The sequence below is a fragment of the Peterkaempfera bronchialis genome, assembly GCF_003258605.2.
In the GTDB taxonomy this organism is placed as follows: domain Bacteria; phylum Actinomycetota; class Actinomycetes; order Streptomycetales; family Streptomycetaceae; genus Peterkaempfera; species Peterkaempfera bronchialis.
In genome coordinates this window covers 3,428,570-3,446,193 of sequence record NZ_CP031264.1, presented here as the reverse complement: position 1 = coordinate 3,446,193, position 17,624 = coordinate 3,428,570, and the positions used below count along the sequence as shown (strand labels likewise).

Annotated in this window: 12 protein-coding genes and 2 pseudogenes; 11 read left to right on the top strand and 3 right to left on the bottom strand. The window is 74.2% G+C overall.

Going from position 1 to position 17,624, the window contains the following annotated elements; all coding sequences use genetic code 11:
* Positions 1–127 precede the first annotated feature (127 nt).
* Positions 128–814: a LysM peptidoglycan-binding domain-containing protein gene (locus tag C7M71_RS32905; protein ID WP_111491233.1), complete on the top strand. Its 687-nt coding sequence runs from the start codon at positions 128–130 to the stop codon at positions 812–814.
* Between the two features lie 28 nt (positions 815–842).
* Here the strand turns inward: C7M71_RS32905 and C7M71_RS15240 are convergent, their stop codons facing one another.
* Positions 843–1,937 (bottom strand): NADH:flavin oxidoreductase/NADH oxidase, encoded by a 1,095-nt coding sequence (locus C7M71_RS15240; protein ID WP_111491232.1) that lies wholly within the window; start codon positions 1,935–1,937, stop codon positions 843–845.
* Between the two features lie 206 nt (positions 1,938–2,143).
* Here C7M71_RS15240 and C7M71_RS15235 point away from each other — a divergent pair, with 206 nt between their 5' ends.
* From C7M71_RS15235 to C7M71_RS15225, 3 genes and pseudogenes are all read left to right on the top strand, one after another.
* Complete coding sequence (locus tag C7M71_RS15235) at positions 2,144–3,241, top strand: Gfo/Idh/MocA family protein (RefSeq protein WP_111491231.1); 1,098 nt, start codon at positions 2,144–2,146, stop codon at positions 3,239–3,241.
* A gap of 101 nt (positions 3,242–3,342) precedes the next feature.
* Positions 3,343–4,307, top strand: a pseudogene (locus tag C7M71_RS15230) (NTP transferase domain-containing protein).
* A 14-nt stretch (positions 4,308–4,321) separates the two neighbouring features.
* A complete protein-coding gene (locus C7M71_RS15225; RefSeq protein ID WP_229758739.1) occupies positions 4,322–5,644 on the top strand; it encodes a molybdopterin molybdotransferase MoeA in 1,323 nt (440 codons plus the stop codon).
* Positions 5,645–5,677: 33 nt separating this feature from the next.
* Here C7M71_RS15225 and C7M71_RS15220 read toward each other — a convergent pair whose 3' ends face one another.
* The gene (locus C7M71_RS15220) at positions 5,678–6,793 is read right to left on the bottom strand and encodes a potassium channel family protein (RefSeq protein WP_111495170.1); all 1,116 of its coding nucleotides are present in this window, start codon (positions 6,791–6,793) and stop codon (positions 5,678–5,680) included.
* A 213-nt stretch (positions 6,794–7,006) separates the two neighbouring features.
* Between C7M71_RS15220 and C7M71_RS15215 the strand changes: the two genes are divergently transcribed.
* The 5 genes and pseudogenes from C7M71_RS15215 to C7M71_RS15195 all read left to right on the top strand — a co-directional run bounded on the left by C7M71_RS15215 (position 7,007) and on the right by C7M71_RS15195 (position 13,810).
* On the top strand, positions 7,007–7,984 hold the full coding sequence (locus C7M71_RS15215; protein ID WP_111495168.1) for an NAD(P)H-quinone oxidoreductase: 978 nt from the start codon (positions 7,007–7,009) through the stop codon (positions 7,982–7,984).
* 346 nt (positions 7,985–8,330) lie between these two features.
* A complete protein-coding gene (locus C7M71_RS15210) occupies positions 8,331–9,197 on the top strand; it encodes a hypothetical protein (protein ID WP_114914377.1) in 867 nt (288 codons plus the stop codon).
* A 57-nt stretch (positions 9,198–9,254) separates the two neighbouring features.
* Positions 9,255–9,833 carry a bacterial proteasome activator family protein gene (locus C7M71_RS15205; RefSeq protein WP_111494954.1) on the top strand — a complete coding sequence of 193 codons (579 nt, stop codon included), beginning with the start codon at positions 9,255–9,257 and terminating at the stop codon, positions 9,831–9,833.
* A 243-nt stretch (positions 9,834–10,076) separates the two neighbouring features.
* Complete coding sequence (locus tag C7M71_RS15200; protein WP_111494952.1) at positions 10,077–11,756, top strand: protein kinase domain-containing protein; 1,680 nt, start codon at positions 10,077–10,079, stop codon at positions 11,754–11,756.
* 327 nt (positions 11,757–12,083) lie between these two features.
* Positions 12,084–13,810, top strand: a pseudogene (locus C7M71_RS15195) (protein kinase domain-containing protein).
* Between the two features lie 133 nt (positions 13,811–13,943).
* Here the strand turns inward: C7M71_RS15195 and C7M71_RS15190 are convergent.
* Positions 13,944–15,011: a phosphotransferase enzyme family protein gene (locus C7M71_RS15190; RefSeq protein ID WP_407675904.1), complete on the bottom strand. Its 1,068-nt coding sequence runs from the start codon at positions 15,009–15,011 to the stop codon at positions 13,944–13,946.
* Positions 15,012–15,465: 454 nt separating this feature from the next.
* Here C7M71_RS15190 and pdhA point away from each other — a divergent pair, with 454 nt between their 5' ends.
* Positions 15,466–16,632 carry a pyruvate dehydrogenase (acetyl-transferring) E1 component subunit alpha gene (pdhA, locus tag C7M71_RS15185; protein ID WP_111494948.1) on the top strand — a complete coding sequence of 389 codons (1,167 nt, stop codon included), beginning with the start codon at positions 15,466–15,468 and terminating at the stop codon, positions 16,630–16,632.
* Complete coding sequence (locus tag C7M71_RS15180; protein ID WP_111494946.1) at positions 16,632–17,612, top strand: alpha-ketoacid dehydrogenase subunit beta; 981 nt, start codon at positions 16,632–16,634, stop codon at positions 17,610–17,612. Before pdhA ends, C7M71_RS15180 begins: the two co-directional genes overlap by 1 nt.
* Positions 17,613–17,624 lie beyond the last annotated feature (12 nt).

Sequence of the window (17,624 nt, the reverse complement as noted above, 5' to 3'; positions counted from 1 at the left end):
TGCTGGACCGTTCAGCGTCTGATCGGCCGTCGTATGTCGGACTTTCGGCTCGTAAGCGTGCTCCCTGGAGAAGGACAGGCGTCGCTCCACGCCGTCGTCCGCAGCGCAGAACCGAAGGAGTCATCCGATGCCGTCGTTCTCTCCGATGCGTGCCGCCATCGCCGTGCTGGCGATCCTGCTGGCGGTCTTCACCGCCATGGGACTGGTCAGCCAGGCCGCCGCGGCGGCAGCCGGGGTGCGGGCCGGGGCGCCGGCAGCAGCCGCCGCTCCCGCGTCGAGTGACCGCGCCGACTGGCATCGGATCGCCGGCTGCGAGAGCGGCGGCCGCTGGGACATCAACAGCGGCAACGGCTACTACGGCGGTCTGCAGATGACCCAGGGCACCTGGGAGAACTACGGCGGCCGCCACTTCGCGCCGCGCGCCGACCTGGCGACCCGCGAGGAGCAGATCGCGGTCGGTGAGCGGATCGTCGAGGCGCGCGGGCTCACCCCATGGCCGGTGTGCGGACGGGCCTCCCGGGGAGAGGCCCGGCCAACGCTGCACACCACGGCCACCCGGCTGCCGCATCGGGCCCCGCACATCTCGGCCATGCAGGGACAGCCGCCGCTGTCGGTGCTGGCGCTGATGCCGGTGAAGGTGCCCGCCCCGGGAAGCGCCTACTGGACGGTGCACTCGGGCGACTCGCTCTCCTCCATCGCCCAGCAGTCCCACGTCCACGGTGGATGGCACGCCCTGTACGACATGAACCGGGACATCCTGGGCAGCAACCCGGACATGATCCAGCCGGGCCAGCACCTGCGGCTGGCGAGCTGACCGGGCTCGGGTCGCCGGATGCGGTGGGTCAGTGGGCGCGGGCGTACTGCTCGGGTCGGGGCACGGTGGCTCCCAGCCGGTGGGCGGCCTGCTGAGGCCAGGTCGGATTGCGCAGCAGCTCCCGGCCGAGCAGGACGGCGTCGGCCCGGCCGGAGGCCACGATCTCCTGGGCCTGCTCGGGCTCGGTGATCAGGCCGACCGCTCCGGTGGGCAGTCCGGTCAGGCTGCGGACGGTCTCGGCGAAGGGCACCTGGAAGCCGGGCGCGACCGGGATGCGGGCGTCGGGTGCGATGCCGCCGGTGGAGACGTCGAGCAGGTCGACGCCTCGGGCCTGGAGCTCCTTGGCCAGCAGGACGGTGTCCTCGCCGGTCCAGCCCTCCCGCTGGTCGTCGGTGTCGCCGGACAGCCAGTCGGTGGCCGAGGTGCGGAAGAAGAGGGGCAGTTCGTCGGGCCAGACGGCGCGTACCGCCTCGACGACCTCCAGGGCGAAGCGCATCCGGTTCTGCGGGGTGCCGCCGTAGGAGTCGGTGCGGTGGTTGGCGTACGGGGAGAGGAAGGAGTGGACCAGGTAGCCGTGGGCGCCGTGCACCTCGACCACCTTGAAGCCGGCGGCGAGCGCGCGGCGGGCGGCGTCGGCGAAGGCCTGGACGATGCGCTGGATCTCGTCGGTGTCCAGCTCGTGGGGTACGGGCCGGTCGCCGAAGGCCACCGCGCTGGGTGCGACGGCCTGCCAGCCGCCGTCCTCGGGGGCGAGGACGCCGTCGGTGGTCCAGGGCTGTCCGTCGCCGGCCTTCCGTCCGGCGTGGGCGAGCTGGATGCCGGGGACGGTGCCGTGCTGCTCCAGGAAGGCGGTGATCCGGGCGAAGCCCTGCTGCTGCCGCTCGTTCCAGAGGCCGAGGTCATGGGTGCTGATGCGGCCCTCGGGGAGGACGGCGGTGGCCTCGACCAGGATCAGCCCCGCGCCGCCGGCCGCGCGCGAGGCCAGGTGCTGGAAGTGCCAGTCGCCCGGGACGCCGGTGTCGGCCCCCTCGGGGGAGGCGGAGTACTGGCACATGGGAGCCATCCACACCCGGTTGGGGATGGTGAGGCTGCGCAGGGTGAGGGGCTCGAAGAGAGCGCTCATGGGTGTCCTCGCTGGGCTCGCGACGGCTGAATCGGTTGTGGGACGACCGTAAGCAGCGCGGGAAATAATTGCAAGTGCATCTTATTCTGCGGTGCGCGGCACGCGGTACGACTCGGCGTACGTTTCGGCGTACGTTGCCGAACGGCTGTGCGCGGGTAGGACGGCCTTGCCCCTATCCCGCGAGCGGAAGTCTGAGACCAACCACCATGACCACAGCTGTGACTTTCGGCGTTGTCGGCAGCGGCTGGCGAGCGGAGTTCTTCGTCCGCCTGGCGAGCCTGCTCCCGGACCGTCTGACTCTGGTGGGAGCGGCGGTCCGGCGGGCCGAGACCGCCGACGACATCAGCCGGCGGTGGAAGGTGCCCGCCTACCTCTCTCCGGAGGAACTGGTTGGCAAGCAGCGCCCCGACTTCGTCATCAGCAGCGTGCCCTGGCCGGTCAACCCGGAGGTGGTCGCCACCCTGGCCGAGTCCGGTGTCCGGGTGCTCAGCGAGACCCCGCCCGCACCGGACGCCGACGGGCTGCGCCGCCTCTGGGCCCGGGTGGGCGGCAGCGACCTGGTGCAGGTCGCCGAGCAGTACCTGCTGATGCCGGGCCACGCCGCCCGCCGGGCGCTCGTCGAACGCGGCGTGCTCGGACGGCCCACCAGCGTGCAGGTCTCCTCGACGCACATGTACCACGCGGTGTCGATGATGCGGGGGCTGCTGGGGGTCGGCTTCGATCCGGTGACCGTCTCCGCCTCGCGGTTGGTCGCCCCGCTGGTCGACCCGCTGACCCGGGACGGCTGGACCGGCGACCCGACCCCCAAGGACGCGGCCACGACGCTCGCCACCCTGGACTTCGGCGGCGGGGCCTCGGGCCTGTACGACTTCACCGACAACCAGTGGCACAACCAGCTGCGGCTACGACGGATCGTCATCCGCGGCAGTCACGGCGAGCTGGCCGACGACACCGTGGTCCGACTGGCCGGGGAACGCACGATCCTGAAGTCCGCGCTGCTGCGCTCACAGCTCGGACACGACCTCAACCTCGACGGCTACGACACCGAGCACATCGCCTTCGACGGCGAGGTCGTCTACCGCAACCCCTTCCTCGGCCTGCGGCTCATGGACGAGGAGATCGCCATCGCGTCCCTGATGACCGCGACCGGGGCGTGGGCCCGGGACGAGGGCCCGGCGCCCTACCCGCTGGCGCAGGGGTGTCAGGACCACCTGATCGCCCTCGCCGTCGAGGAGTCGGCGCTGAAGGGCACGCAGGTGGTGACCGGGGTCGAGCCCTGGCACCCGGGCGGGGCGCGCGGATAGCGGTCCGCGCGGACAGCGGCCGGCGGTCAGCGGACAGCGGGCGGCGCGGACAGCGGGAAGGCGGCGGCACCCGGCCTCGGCGGACGAGTCACACTCGGGCCATGGAGCAGCAGCGCGGTGGCGACGGGAACGGGTACGACGCGGTGGTCCTGGCGGGCGGCGCCGCCCGGCGGTTGGGCGGGGCCGACAAACCGGGTCTGCGGGTGGGGGAGGCCACCCTGCTGGACCGGGTGCTGGCCGCCTGCTCCGGGGCACGCCGCACCGTGGTCGTCGGCCCCGCCCGGGAGACCCCCGGCCGCCCGGTGCGCTGGGCCAGGGAGGACCCCCCGGGCGGCGGACCGGTGGCGGCGGTCGCCGCCGGGCTGCCGCACACCACCGCGCCGGTGGTGCTGCTGCTCGCCGCCGACCTGCCGTTCCTCGACGGGGAGACGGTGCGGCGCCTGGCCGACGCCCTCGCGGCGGGGGACGCCGACGCCGCCGTACTGGTCGACGCGGACGGCCGCGACCAGCCGCTCGCCGCCGCCTACCGGGCGGCGCCGCTGCGCGCCGCGCTGGCCGCCCTGACGGCGGAGCACGGCGGCCGGGCCGACGGGCTGCCGCTGCGGCGGCTGGTCGGGGCGCTGGACACCGTCCGGCTCGCCGACCCGGACGGCGTCTCCTACGACTGCGACACCTGGGAGCAGCTGGCGGCGGCTCAGCGGCGGACCCGCTGAGCCGGTCCCTGCCGGCCCCTGCGGGTCCTTGCCCGGCGACTCGGGCGGGGCGGCGGATGCCGCCCGCCGGGGAATCCGGTTACATGGGCGACGTGCTGGATGACTGGATCAACGAAGCCAAGACCGAACTGGGCGTCGACCTCGACGTCGACATCCGCGAACTGCTCGACATGACCAAGGTCGTGGCGCACGGCGTGGCCCGTCCCGCCGCGCCGCTGACCGCCTTTCTGGTCGGCTATGCCGCCGCCCGCGCCGGAGGCGGCAGCGAGGCGGTCGCCGCCGCCAGCCGCCGGGCGGCGGCGCTGGCCGAGCGGTGGGCCGCCGAGCACCACGACGGCGACGGCCCCGGATGAAAGGGCCGGTACCCGTGAGCGGCACCCCCCGTGGCACCGACGCCCCCCGTGACTCCGGCGCCCCCTTCGACTGGGACGCGCCCCCGGCCGCGCCCGACCCGGGGGCGCGGCAGCGGCCCGCCCCCGACCTGCCGTGGGCGCAGGCCCGCCGCACCGCCCGGCGGTCCGGCGGCCACCCGCTGCCCACCCTCGACCTGGACCTGTGCGACGCCCTCGGCCACGCCCTCGCCCAGCCCCTGGTCGCCCGCACCGACCTGCCGCCCTTCGACACCTCCGCCATGGACGGCTGGGCCGTCGCGGGCCCCGGCCCCTGGCGGCTGCACGGCCGCCTGCTGGCCGGTCAGAGTCCCACCGGCCCGCTGGCCGACGGCACCGCCGTACGGATCGCCACCGGCGCCCAACTCCCGCCCGGCGCAACCGCCGTACTGCGCCGGGAGCACGGCGCGGTGGAGCGGCGCGAGGACGGCGAGGGCGGCGCGCTCCTGCACGACCGCGCCCCCCACCCCGCCGCACCCGGCCGCGATGTGCGCCCGCGCGGCCAGGAGTGCCGCCACGGCGAACCACTGCTGCCGGCCGGTACCTCGGTGACCCCGTCCGTGCTCGGCCTGGCCGCCGCGACCGGCTACGACCGGCTCACCGTGCACCGCCGCCCGACCGTGGAACTGCTGCTGCTCGGCGATGAGCTGCTGGAGGCCGGACCGCCGCGCGACGGCCTGGTCCGCGACGCGCTCGGCCCGCTGCTGCTGCCCTGGCTGGACGCCTGCGGAGCCCGGGTGATCGGCCGCCGCATGGTGAAGGACGACCTCGGGCTGCTCCGCGACGCCCTTCGGCACTCCCCGGCCGACGTGGTGGTCACCACCGGCGGCACCGCCGCCGGACCGGTGGACTTCCTGCACCAGGCGCTCACCGAGGTCGGCGCCCGGCTGCTGGTGGACTCGGTCGCGGTACGTCCCGGCCACCCCATGCTGCTCGCCGAACTCGAACTCGAACCCGCCCCCGCCCCCGGCACCCCCGCCCGCCGGGTGGTGGGCCTGCCCGGCAACCCGCTGGCCGCCGTGGCCGGGGCCGCCACCCTGGCCGTGCCCCTGCTGCGCGCCCTCGGCGGACACGCCGACGGGTCGCCCCGCCGGGTGCCGACCGCCGCCGAACTGCCGGGACACCCGCGCGACACCCGGCTGCTGCCCGTCCGGCTCACCGAGCAGGGCGCGCACCCGCTGGCCTTCGACGGGCCCGCGATGCTGCGTGGCCTGGCACTCGCCGACGCGCTGGCGGTGGTCCCGCCCGGCGGCCTCCCGGCGGCCGTACCCGTCGAACTGCTGGCGGTACCGGGCCGTTGACCCCAGGGAGCAGGGCGAGCAGCGCAGCGCCGGTCAGCTGCCTCCGTTGCCTCCCTTGGCGTGCTTGATGGTGACGACCCGGTCGGTGAGTTGCAGGGTCGCGGCCTCCGGGTCGCTGAAGTTCAGCAGCCTGCTGCCGCGCACCACCGCCACCACGAGGTCCGCGCACTCGCGCGGTGACTTCCCCGACTCGGCCCTGGTGACCGGGCGTTCCACCACATCCAGCCCATTGCCGTAGGTCAGCAGGTCCTCCAGGACCGCACCCACCCGGGGGCTCATCATCGACATGCCGAGCAGCCGGCCCGCCGAACTGGAACTGGTCACCACGACATCGGCGCCGCTCTGCCGGAGCAGCGGCACATTCTCGTCCTCGCGGATCGCCACCACGATGGTGGCCCGCTTGTTGAGCTGCCGTGCGGTGAGCGTCACCAGGACGGCGGTGTCGTCGCGCTGGGTCGCCACGATCACCCGGGCGGCCCGTTGGATCTCGGCCCGGAGCAGGATCTGCGAGCGGGAGGCGTCGCCCAGGATGCCCACCAGCCCGTCGTTGTTCGCTGCCTGCACGGCCCGCTCCTGCGGGTCGACCACCACGACATCGGATGTGGAGCAGCCCTGGCCCAGCAGGGTCTGGACGGCGCTGCGGCCCTTGGTCCCGTAGCCGACGACGACGGTGTGATCGCGCATACCGGACCTCCAACGATGGACCCGCAGCTGCTGGCGGGTGCGCTCGGTCAGCACCTCAAGCGTGGTGCCGACCAGGATGATCAGAAAGAGCACCCGCAGCGGGGTGATCACCAGGATGTTGACCAGCCGGGCGGAGGCGCTGACCGGGGTGATGTCGCCGTAGCCGGTGGTGGAGAGGGTGACGGTGGCGTAGTAGGCCGAGTCCAGCAGGTTCATGCTCTCGTCGGCGCTGTCGTGGTAGCCGGCGCGGTCCAGCCACACGATCAGGGTGGTCAGCGCCAGGACCAGCAGCGCCATCAGCAGCCGCCTGAGCACCTGGCGGGCCGGGAGGGAGACGGCCGCGGTCGGCATCGAGATGCCCCGCCCCGCCTCCGCGTCCTGGACGGCCTCGTCCAGCGTGCGGCGGCGCAGCGATCGGAGTACCAGAGCCAGCCTGCCCTCAGGCGGCGGCTTGCGCGCGGTCATCGCCGCCTACCTCCAGCCCCGGTGCCGTGCACGAGGTTCTCTCTGGCGTCGTCTTGGGCCGCTCGGGTGGCGGCCGCCCGTTCAGTAGGCACACCCTCCATGATTCCGGACACCGCTTTCCCGCCCGCAGCGGCCCACCCGATGGCGGTATCCGCGCCGCATCTCCGCTGCCTGGGAGGGGCAGGCCGCGCCGTCCTGGGTAGCGTCCTTGCCATGCGAGCGATCACGATTCCCGAGCCCGGTGGTCCCGACGCGCTGGTGTGGGCGGAGGTGCCCGATCCGGTGCCCGGCGAGGGCGAAGTCCTGGTCGAGGTGGCGGCGAGCGCGGTGAACCGGGCCGACGTCCTCCAGCGGCAGGGCTTCTACGACCCGCCGCCCGGCGCGTCCCGGTACCCGGGGCTGGAGTGCTCCGGACGGATCGCGGCCCTCGGGCCGGGTGCGGCCGGGTGGGCGGTGGGCGACGAGGTGTGCGCGCTGCTGGCCGGTGGCGGGTACGCGGAGAAGGTCGCCGTACCGGTCGGGCAGCTGCTGCCGGTGCCCAAGGGCCTGGACCCGGCCGAGGCGGCGGCTCTGCCCGAGGTCGTTTCGACGGTCTGGTCCAATGTGTTCCAGGTCGCGCACCTTCGGCCGGGGGAGACGCTGCTGGTGCACGGCGGGTCGAGCGGCATCGGGACGATGGCGATCCAGCTGGCCAAGGCGGTCGGCGCCAAGGTGGCCGTGACGGCCGGCAGCGCGGAGAAGCTGGCCGCCTGCCGGGCGCTGGGCGCGGACATCCTGGTCAACTACCGCGAGCAGGACTTCGTCGCGGAGGTCGCGGCGGCGACCGACGGGCGGAACGCCGATGTGATCCTGGATGTGATCGGGGCGAAGTACCTGGAGCGGAACCTGGACACGCTGGCGGTCAACGGCCGACTGGTCGTGATCGGTATGCAGGGCGGCGCCAAGGCGGAGCTGAACCTGGGCAAGCTGCTGACCAAGCGGGCCGCAATCGCCGCGACCAGCCTGCGGGCCAGGCCGCTGGACGAGAAGACGGCGATCGTGGCCTCGGTGCGCGAGCACGTCTGGCCGCTGATCGAGTCGGGCCGGGTCCGTCCGGTGATCGACCGGGCGCTGCCGATGGCCCAGGCGCCCGAGGCGCACCGGCTGATGGAGAGCAGTGCGCATATCGGCAAGATCCTGCTGACGGTCTGAGCCGGGTCGTATCGGCCGGGGCGGGGTCCGAGGGTGATCGATATGACCGATATGTTCACTTGTGCGACTCTGGAGAGGAACCGTTCGACCACGCTGTGCAGGTCGGACGGTAGCGGCGCCGAGGTCCTGGGCGCCGCCGGCCTTGCCCGGTGCCGCCGCTTGCGAGGGGCGGCCGTCGGAAGGACGCCCGCCAGTGACCGCATGTCCGTACCCGCCCCGCCCTGCCTCCCCGCGCACCTCGCCGTCCGCCGGGCTGCGGTGGCGGCCCCGTCGCGCCATACCGCTGCGGATACCGCTTCGGATACCGCTCCAGTCCCGTCCGGGCCGCCGGCCACGGGGGACGAGAGTGCCGCCCTCGGTACTGCTGGCGGTCTGCGGCGGCCTCGCCGCCGCCGCGCTGATGTCGCCCTCGGCGGTGGCCGCCGAGGGCGACCGGCCCGGTGAACGGCCCCCGGCGTATGTCGGCTCCGGTCCGGGCGCCTCGGCTGCTTCGGCCGGAGCGGCCGGAGTGGCCGGAGCGGCCGTGGGCGGCCGGACCCCGGGGTGGGCCGCCGCCCTGCCGACCCTGGTCCCGCACCGGCCCGGCGCCTCCGCATCGCCCGTGTCGCCCGCAGCGCCCCTGCCGACCGTCGGGCCCTCAGGGCCGGACCGAGGCGGTGTCCCCGCACAGGCGACCGGGGAGCCGGCGGAGCTGCCCGCAGGGCCGGAGTCCGCTCCGCCCGCCGCCCGCGCCGACGGCGGTGACGGCGCCGGTCCCGTACCCGGCTCCGCCGTGCCCGCCCGGCCGCCGGCCTCCGACAGCCCCTTCGGCAGCCCCTTCGCCAGCCCGTCCGGCACTGCGTCCGGCAGCCCTTCCGAGGACCCCTCCGCCCTGCCCCGGCCACGGCACAGCGTGCTGCGCCCGCCCCCGGCGGCCCGGCAGCCGGCGGTCGCCCCGCCGGCCGTCGGCCGGTCCCGGGGCCCGGCGGCCGCCGCCCGGCCCGCCCCGGCCGGTTCGGCCGGTCCGGTCGGTCCGGTCGGCGCGGGGCAGACCGGGACCGGGCCCGCCGACGCGGAGGAGGGCGACGGCGGGGAGGCCGAGGCGACCGGGATCGGCGCCACCGCTCCGCCGTTCTCCTCGGTGGCAGCGGGCACCTACCTGCCGCTCGGTATGGGGATGACCATGATCGGGTTCGGGGTGGCGCTGGTGGGCTTCCGACTGCGCCGCCGCTGAGCGGCTTCCCCAGGGGCAGGCGCCCCCCGAGGATTCCCGTGAGGAAGAATGGCGCCCATGAACACGCCGATGAACGAACGGCCGGAAGACGGCCCTCACGTCCTGATCGTCGGCCCGGACGGCCTGGCCGTCGGCGGTGCCTCCGGGATGGGCCGTGGCCTCTCCGGCGGCGGTGAGGGGGAGGAGCCGCGTGAGCTGCCGGTCACCGAGATGGTGGAGCAGCCGGCGAAGGTGATGCGGATCGGCAGCATGATCAAGCAGCTGCTGGAGGAGGTGCGCGCGGCGCCTCTGGACGAGGCGAGCCGGGTCCGCCTCAAGGACATCCACGCCAGCTCCATCAAGGAGCTGGAGCAGGGTCTGGCGCCCGAGCTGGTCGAGGAGTTGGAGCGGCTCTCGCTGCCCTTCACCGACGACACCATCCCCAGTGAGGCCGAGCTGCGTATCGCGCAGGCCCAGCTGGTGGGATGGCTGGAGGGGCTGTTCCACGGCATCCAGACGGCGCTGTTCGCCCAGCAGATGGCGGCCAGGGCCCAGCTGGAGCAGATGCGCCGGGCGCTGCCGCCCGGGGCCGGCGGCCAGCTCGGCGAGGAGCCGGGCGAGCCCGGCCGGGGCATGCGGTCCGGTCCCTACCTCTAGAACCTCTAGAACCTCCAGAACCTCCGGACCCCGGGGTGCGGGGGTACGCCCGGAACCGGTTCGGCACCGGGCTCGTGTACCGGGGCGTGCGCAGTACGATCGCACGCCCCGGTACGGACGTCGGAGCGTGCCGATAGCCTGGCCCCTGCCGAGGGCCGCGGTGCCCTTCGGCCGGTCCGGACACCACGCGTACGCAGCGGCAGTACAGCGGCGGCGCGGCAGGCGAGGGGGATGTTGAGGACGATGGGCGAGGACGGCACCACGGACGGTGCGCACGTCGGCCTGCGGGCGGTGGGCCACGGCAGGTACGTCCTGCGGCAGCTGCTGGGCCAGGGCGGTATGGCCGCCGTCCACCTCGCGCACGACACGGTGCTGGACCGCCCGGTGGCGGTGAAGACACTCCACACCGACCTGGGCCGGGAGTCCTCCTTCCGCGAGCGGTTCCGCCGCGAGGCGCAGGCCGTGGCCCGGCTGAGCCACGCCAATATCGTCGCGGTGTACGACAGCGGCGAGGACGCCGACACCGACGGTGTCACGGTGCCGTACATCGTCATGGAGTACATCGAGGGCACCTCGCTCAGCAGCGTGCTGCGCCAGGAGATCGAGCGGCATGGCGCGATGCCCGCCGACCGTGCGCTGAAGGTCACAGCGGATGTGCTCGCCGCACTGGTCGTCTCGCATGAGCACGGGTTGGTGCACCGCGACATCAAGCCGGCCAATGTGATGGTGACGCCCAAGGGCGACATCAAGGTGATGGACTTCGGCATCGCGCGCGCCCTGCAGTCCGGGGTGACCTCGATGACCCAGACCGGCATGGTGGTGGGCACCCCGCAGTACCTCTCCCCCGAGCAGGCGCTGGGCCGGAGTGTGGACGCCCGGGCCGACCTCTACTCGGTGGGGTGCATGCTCTTCGAGCTGATCACCGGGCGGCTGCCGTTCGACGGCGACACCGCCTTCTCCATCGCGTACAAGCATGTGCAGGAGCAGCCGCCGGCGCCGTCCAGCGTCAACCGGGCGGTCACCCCGGCGGTGGACGCCCTGGTGGCCCGGGCACTGCGCAAGGACCCGGCGCACCGCTTCCCCACCGCCGAGGCGATGCGCGACGAGGTGCGGCGGGCGGCCTCCGGTGAGCAGGGCGGGACGACGCCGCTGGTGATCGGCGGCGGTCCCAGTGCCGCGCATGGCCAGGGGCCGGGCGGGCCGCTCTCGTCGGCGGTCTTCCCGCAGGTGACGGGGGAGCTGCGGACGCCGACGCCGGACCAGGTGCGGCAGCCGTACCAGCCGTCCCCGGCGCCGCCCTTCGGCCACGGCACCCCGCCGCCGCACGCCCCGCCGCCGCACGCCCCGCTGCCGCACACACCGCTGCCGCACACTCCGACCCCGCAGACACCGACCCCGCAGACACCGCCCCCGCCGTACGGGTCCCCGCAGCAGCGGCCGGTGCAGACGCCTCCCCCGGGGTTCCGGCCGCAGGCAGCCGCGCCGATGCCCGGTCCGATGCAGGCTCCGATGCCGCAGCAGATGCCACCGATGCAGCCCATGCAGCCCATGCAGAAGATGCCACCGATGCAGCAGCTGCGGCCCATGCAGCCCATGCAGCCGGGGCAGCCCGCCCGGATGGGGATGCCCACGCCGCCGCCGGGGGCGTTCGCCCCGCCCGTCCCGTTCGCGCCTCGGCCCCCGCAGCCGAGCGGCAACGGCTGCGGGACGGCGATGGTGGTGATCGGGGTGATCGTGGGGGTGCTGGTCCTGATCGGCATTATCGTGGCGATCGTGGTCACCGATGTCGAGGACGGCACCTCCTCCACGACCACCGACTACGGCTACACGGGGATGCGGTTCCCGGCGCCGCCGGGCGGTCCGGAGGCGATCGTCCGACTGCGGACCGGGGCGCACACGCCCGGCCACGCGCCCGGCGCGTGAGCGCGCGCCCTGTGGTGTCCGGGTAGGCGCCCCACGAGGGGTTCAGCCGTCACAGACGCTTCGCGAAGGCGGTAGCGTGCACAGCAGGAATCCGCCCTCCCCGCCCGGTACGGGCAGGAGGGACCGACCCGGCTGCCGGCCCCGGCGGACCCGAGACTGAGACGAGAGCGTGATCGAATTCAGGCCGACGACGGACGGCGAGGAGTGATGGCAGAGACCCCGCACACGGGAGACGGCGACGGCCGCGACACCACCCGTGCGCAGCCACCGTATGCCGCCCCGGAAGAGCAGGACGCCGTGTCCCACGGCGGCCGTACGGCGGCCGGCATGTCGGACACTCCCCACACACCCGCTGCCGGGCACGGCACCGGTGGGCCGGGCCGCTCCGGCTTCGGTGCCCCCGGCACCCCGGGCCAGGGCACCGACGGCGACTTCGGAACCGTCGGCGAGGGGCGCTACCACCTCACCCGGCGGCTCGGCCGGGGCGGTATGGCGGAGGTCTTCGGCGCGCAGGACCTGCGGCTCGGCCGCACGGTCGCGGTGAAGCTGCTCCGTACCGAGCTGGCGCAGGACGACGTGGCCCGGCTGCGGTTCACGCGCGAGGCGCACTCGGTGGCCTCGCTCAACCACCACGCGGTGGTGGCGGTGTACGACACCGGCGAGGAGGCGCTGCCCAGCGGCGACTCCATGCCGTACATCGTCATGGAGCTGGTGGAGGGCCGCACCGTCCGCGACCTGCTGGTGGACGAGGAGGCGCCGCCGGTCGACCAGGCGCTGATCATCATCGCGGGGGTGCTGGAGGCGCTGGGCTACAGCCACCGGCACGGCATCGTGCACCGTGACATCAAGCCCGCCAATGTCATCATCACCACCGCCGGCGCGGTGAAGGTGATGGACTTCGGCATCGCCCGGGCGCTCACCGGCGCCGCCAGCACCATGACCCAGACCGGCATGGTGATGGGCACGCCGCAGTACCTCTCCCCGGAGCAGGCGCTCGGCAAGGCCGTCGACCACCGCTCCGACCTGTACGCCACCGGGTGCATGCTCTATGAGCTGCTCACCCTGCGGCCGCCGTTCACCGGTGACACCCCGCTCTCCGTGGTGTACCAGCATGTGCAGGACAACCCGGTGCCGCCGTCGCAGGCCAACCACCGGGTGCCGCCGCAGCTGGACGGGCTGGTTCTGCGGTCGCTTGCCAAGGACCCGGACGACCGCTTCCAGACCGCCGACGAGTTCCGCGCCCATGTCCAGCAGGTGCTGCGGCAGATGCACGGCGACCCCGGCACCGGCTACACGGCGGGTTCCGCCGCTGCCGCCGCCGCAGCCGCCGGACTGGCGGCCGCAGGGTCCGGTCACCCCGGCGGCACCCCGCCGACCGGCTCCGACGCGATGACCGAGCAGTTCAACCCCGCCGGTACCCCGCCGATGGGCACCGCCCGGACGGCGCTGGGCCCCGCGTACCAGCCGTATGACACCCCGGGGGCGGATACGGCGGCGGCCCGGGAGCGGGCGGACCCGGCGGTGGCGGCGATGAGCCGCCGCCCCGTCGGCGCGGGCCGCTGATGGCGCTGGCGCTGGCTGCGGCGGCTGCGGTGGCGGTGGTCGCCGCCATACTCAGCTCGCACGGCGGCACCAAGGGCGCCACGCCCCCGGACACCGGCTCGCCGTCGCCCTCGGTGACGGGTGAGAGCGTGCCCGGCGACTCCTCGACGCCGAGCGACGACCCGGAGCTTCCGAGCGGGAGCGGCGAGACGCCGTACGGCACCGGCGGGGGCGTACCCAATCCCCAGCCGTCCGTCTCGGAGTCGCCGACGTCCGAGCCGCCGACGTCGCAGCCGCCCACCTCGCAGCCGCCCACCTCCAAGCCGCCCGCCACCACCGAGCCGTCGACGGCTCCCACCGAGCCGGGCGGCGGGGCGACCGGTGGCACCACCGACGGCGGCGGCGACGGTGGCTCCGACGGCGGCCCGGCCAGCGGCAACCCGAGCCAGCCCGCCCCCGGCGGCGTCGTCGCCGGGGGCGGCGAGAACGGGGGCGACGGCACCACGTCCTGAGGCTCCACCCTCCGGCCCCCGCCCCGGCACCCGCCGGGCCGGGGGCCGACCCCTGCCGGGCCGGTGTCCGGCCGTCCCCACCCGGTGCGACCCCGCCTCGGTCGGCGCAGTTGGTGTACGTCAGTGGTGTACGTCAGTTGGTGTACGCGTCCAGCACCTGCTCGTACTCCTCGCACCACCAGACGATCTGCGCCGCCGCCGCCGGGAAGAGCGGGTCGGCCCGGTGGTCGCCGCGCTGGTAGCGCCACTGGAGCATCCAGAAGTCGTTCAGCCGTTCCCACCACACCCGGTGCACCGCGGCGGCCATCTCCTCGGCGGTGGCCGCACCCGCCGCCCGGTACGCCTGGGAGAAGCGCCGCACCCGGACCAGGTCCAGCGCCCCGGTCAGCGGGTGGTGGAAGAAGAGCGTGGCGCCGCGTACGGCCTCCTCGGCGCGGGGCTTGAGGCCCAGCCGGTCCCAGTCGAGGATGGCCACCGGGTCCGGGCCCCGGTAGAGCAGGTTCAGCGGGTGGAAGTCGCCGTGCACCCAGCCGGTCGGCGGGGCCGCCTCGGGGCGCGGCCGGCGGTGCCCGTACGCGGCGAGCAGGCCGCGCCGCTCCAGCAGGCGCTGCCGGGCCAGCTCGTCCAGGTCGTCGTGCGGGCGGTGCGCGGCGGCCAGCGCCAGCAGCTCCTCGATCAGCTCCTCGGTCTGTACCGGGTCGGCGGTCGGCTGCACCAGGGGCTGGAGCACCGGCGGGTGGACCCGGGCGAGGGCCAGGTGGACCAGGCCGAGCAGGGTGCCCAGCTCGGCGCACTGGTCCTGGCTGAGTTCATGGCCGGCCCGGTGTCCGCCCTCGATCCAGGGGAAGAGGGCGTAGCGGCGTCCGGCGAACGCCGCCACCGTACGGCCGTCCCGGGCGGCCACCGGGGGTGCGGTGGGCAGGCCGAGGGCGTGCAGGGCGGCGGTGGCCCGGTGCTGGGCGGCGATGGCGGCCGGGGCCGCGGTGGTGCCGTCGATGTAGCACTTGAGGAAGTAGGTGCCGGCGGTGGTCAGGACCCGGTAGCCGTGGTTGAGCAGACCTTCCGCCACGGGGGAGACCCCTATCGGCTCGCCGGCGTCGTAGCGCCGCAGCAGGGCCCCGGCGGCGTCGTCGGCGGGCGGGGCGGGCCGGGGAATGCGGCCCGTCCGGTTGCGGCGGTCAATGTTCTGACCGTTGATCACGTGACTGATGGTACTGCTGTGACGGATGTGGCGGCGCAGCCTGATGAAACGTCACCATCCCCTGCCGGCTTCCGGTACCGGCCGGTAGGGCATGGCCCGGCCTCAATGGCATGTCCACTTCGCCTTGCCCCGCTCCTCCCGACCGTGCGGCAGAACGGCCGAAGTTCCTCGCTGGACCCCTTACGCCGACCCGGTGGCGCCGGATACCGTGCGCTCGTGCACCGACGGGCACCGCAGAACAACTAGGACGTCCAAGCTCAAGCGCACTTCACGCTTCCGCTGGGTAACGTTCTCTGCGGGTCGCCCCCGGGGGCGCAGACCGCCACCCGCTTCGCACTTGCGCGCACACCCCGCGCGGAACCTGCGAGGAGGCCCGCCGAAGGAGGCGGCCGAACGGGAGGATGTCGGACCGGTTGCCGGCGACCCCGGAGGCCGGACAGACCGAGGAGTGAACGTGACCGTCGACAGCACGGCGGGAGTGCCCAAGAAGGCCCCCGGAACCCGCAGGAAGCGGGGGCCCTCCCGCTCCGGCCCCATCGCGTCGCCGCCGGAGCCCGAGCTCGTCCAGCTGCTGACCCCTGAGGGCGAGCGGATCGAGCACCCCGGCTTCTCCCTGGAGACCACACCGGAGGAGCTGCGCGCGATCTACCGCGACCTCGTCCTGGTGCGCCGCTTCGACGCGGAGGCCACCGCCCTGCAACGCCAGGGCGAGCTGGGCCTCTGGGCCTCGCTGCTCGGCCAGGAGGCCGCCCAGGTCGGCTCCGGACGGGCCATGCGGCCCGGCGACTACGCCTTCCCCACCTACCGCGAGCACGGCGTCGCCTGGTGCAAGGGCGTGGACCCGCTCAACCTGCTGGGCATGTTCCGCGGCGTGAACCACGGCGGCTGGGACCCCAACGAGAAGAACTTCCACCTCTACACCATCGTGATCGGCTCGCAGGCGCTGCACGCGACCGGCTACGCCATGGGCATCACCAAGGACGGCGCGGACGACGCGGTGATCGCCTACTTCGGCGACGGCGCCTCCAGCCAGGGCGACGTCAACGAGGCGTTCACCTTCGCCTCGGTCTACAACGCCCCCGTGGTCTTCTTCTGCCAGAACAACCAGTGGGCGATCTCCGAGCCCACCGAGAAGCAGACCCGGGTCCCCCTCTACCGCCGCGCCTCCGGCTTCGGCTTCCCCGGCATCCGCGTCGACGGCAACGACGTGCTGGCCTGCCTCGCGGTCACCCGCTGGGCGCTGGACCACGCCCGCAGCGGCAACGGACCGGTGCTCATCGAGGCGTTCACCTACCGCATGGGCGCCCACACCACCTCCGACGACCCCAGCCGCTACCGGCTGGCCGAGGAGCTGGAGTCCTGGAAGCTCAAGGACCCCATCGAGCGGGTCAAGGCGCACCTGGCCCGCCAGGGCTGGGCCGACCAGGACTTCCTGGACTCCGTCGAGGCGGAGAGCGAGCAGCTGGCCCGCCGGGTCCGCGAGGGCGTACGGACCATGCCGGACCCGTCCCCCTCGGCGATCTTCGAGAATGTCTACGCCGACGGCCACGCGCTGGTCGACGAGGAGCGTGCCCAGTACGAGGCGTACGCGGCCTCCTTCGAGGGCGGGGAGGCCCGCTGATGAGCAGCTTCACCATGGTCAAGGCGCTGGGCGAGGCCCTGCGCAAGGAGCTGGAGGCCAACCCCAGGACGCTGGTCATGGGCGAGGACGTCGGCAAGCTCGGCGGTGTCTTCCGGGTCACCGACGGCCTCCACAAGGACTTCGGCGAGGACCGGGTGATCGACACCCCGCTCGCCGAGTCCGGCATCGTCGGCACCGCCATCGGCCTCGCGCTGCGCGGCTACCGGCCGGTCGTGGAGATCCAGTTCGACGGCTTCGTCTACCCGGCCTTCGACCAGATCGTCTCCCAGCTGGCCAAGATGCACGCCCGGGCGCTCGGCCACGTCAAGCTGCCGATCACCATCCGCATCCCGTACGCGGGCGGCATCGGCGCGGTCGAGCACCACAGCGAGTCCCACGAGGCGTACTTCGCCCACACCGCGGGCCTCAAGGTGGTCACCCCCTCCAACCCGGTCGACGCCTACTGGATGCTGCGGCAGTCCATCGCCTGCGACGACCCGGTGGTCTTCCTGGAGCCCAAGCGTCGCTACTGGGACAAGGCCGAGCTGGACCCGAACGCCGCCGGTGCCCCGTCCCGGCTGCACGAGGCCCGGGTGGTCCGCCCCGGCCGGGACGCCACGCTGATCGCCTACGGGCCGATGGTCAAGGTCTGCCTGGACGCCGCCGCGGCGGCCGAGGAGGACGGCCGTAGCCTGGAGGTCGTGGACCTGCGCTCGCTCTCCCCGGTCGACTTCGACACCCTCGCCGCCTCGGTGCAGCGCACCGGCCGCGCCGTGGTGGTCCACGAGGCACCGGTCTTCCTGGGCATGGGCGCCGAGCTGGCCGCGCGGATCACCGAGCGCTGCTTCTACTCCCTGGAGGCGCCCGTGCTGCGCGTCGGCGGCTACTTCGCGCCGTACCCGCCGTCGCGGGTGGAGGAGACCTTCCTGCCGGACCTGGACCGCGTGCTCGACGCCGTCGACCGCGCCATGGCCTTCTGAGCCGGAGGAGAC

What these genes read in the sequence shown, in the direction of transcription:
- C7M71_RS15200 (WP_111494952.1), top strand. Translation starts at nt 10,077, where the DNA reads ATGGGCGAGGACGGCACCACGGACGGTGCGCACGTCGGCCTGCGGGCG.
- C7M71_RS15220 (WP_111495170.1), bottom strand. Translation starts at nt 6,793, where the DNA reads ATGACCGCGCGCAAGCCGCCGCCTGAGGGCAGGCTGGCTCTGGTACTC.
- C7M71_RS15215 (WP_111495168.1), top strand. Translation starts at nt 7,007, where the DNA reads ATGCGAGCGATCACGATTCCCGAGCCCGGTGGTCCCGACGCGCTGGTG.
- C7M71_RS32905 (WP_111491233.1), top strand. Translation starts at nt 128, where the DNA reads ATGCCGTCGTTCTCTCCGATGCGTGCCGCCATCGCCGTGCTGGCGATC.
- C7M71_RS15235 (WP_111491231.1), top strand. Translation starts at nt 2,144, where the DNA reads ATGACCACAGCTGTGACTTTCGGCGTTGTCGGCAGCGGCTGGCGAGCG.
- C7M71_RS15180 (WP_111494946.1), top strand. Translation starts at nt 16,632, where the DNA reads ATGAGCAGCTTCACCATGGTCAAGGCGCTGGGCGAGGCCCTGCGCAAG.
- C7M71_RS15240 (WP_111491232.1), bottom strand. Translation starts at nt 1,937, where the DNA reads ATGAGCGCTCTCTTCGAGCCCCTCACCCTGCGCAGCCTCACCATCCCC.
- C7M71_RS15205 (WP_111494954.1), top strand. Translation starts at nt 9,255, where the DNA reads ATGAACACGCCGATGAACGAACGGCCGGAAGACGGCCCTCACGTCCTG.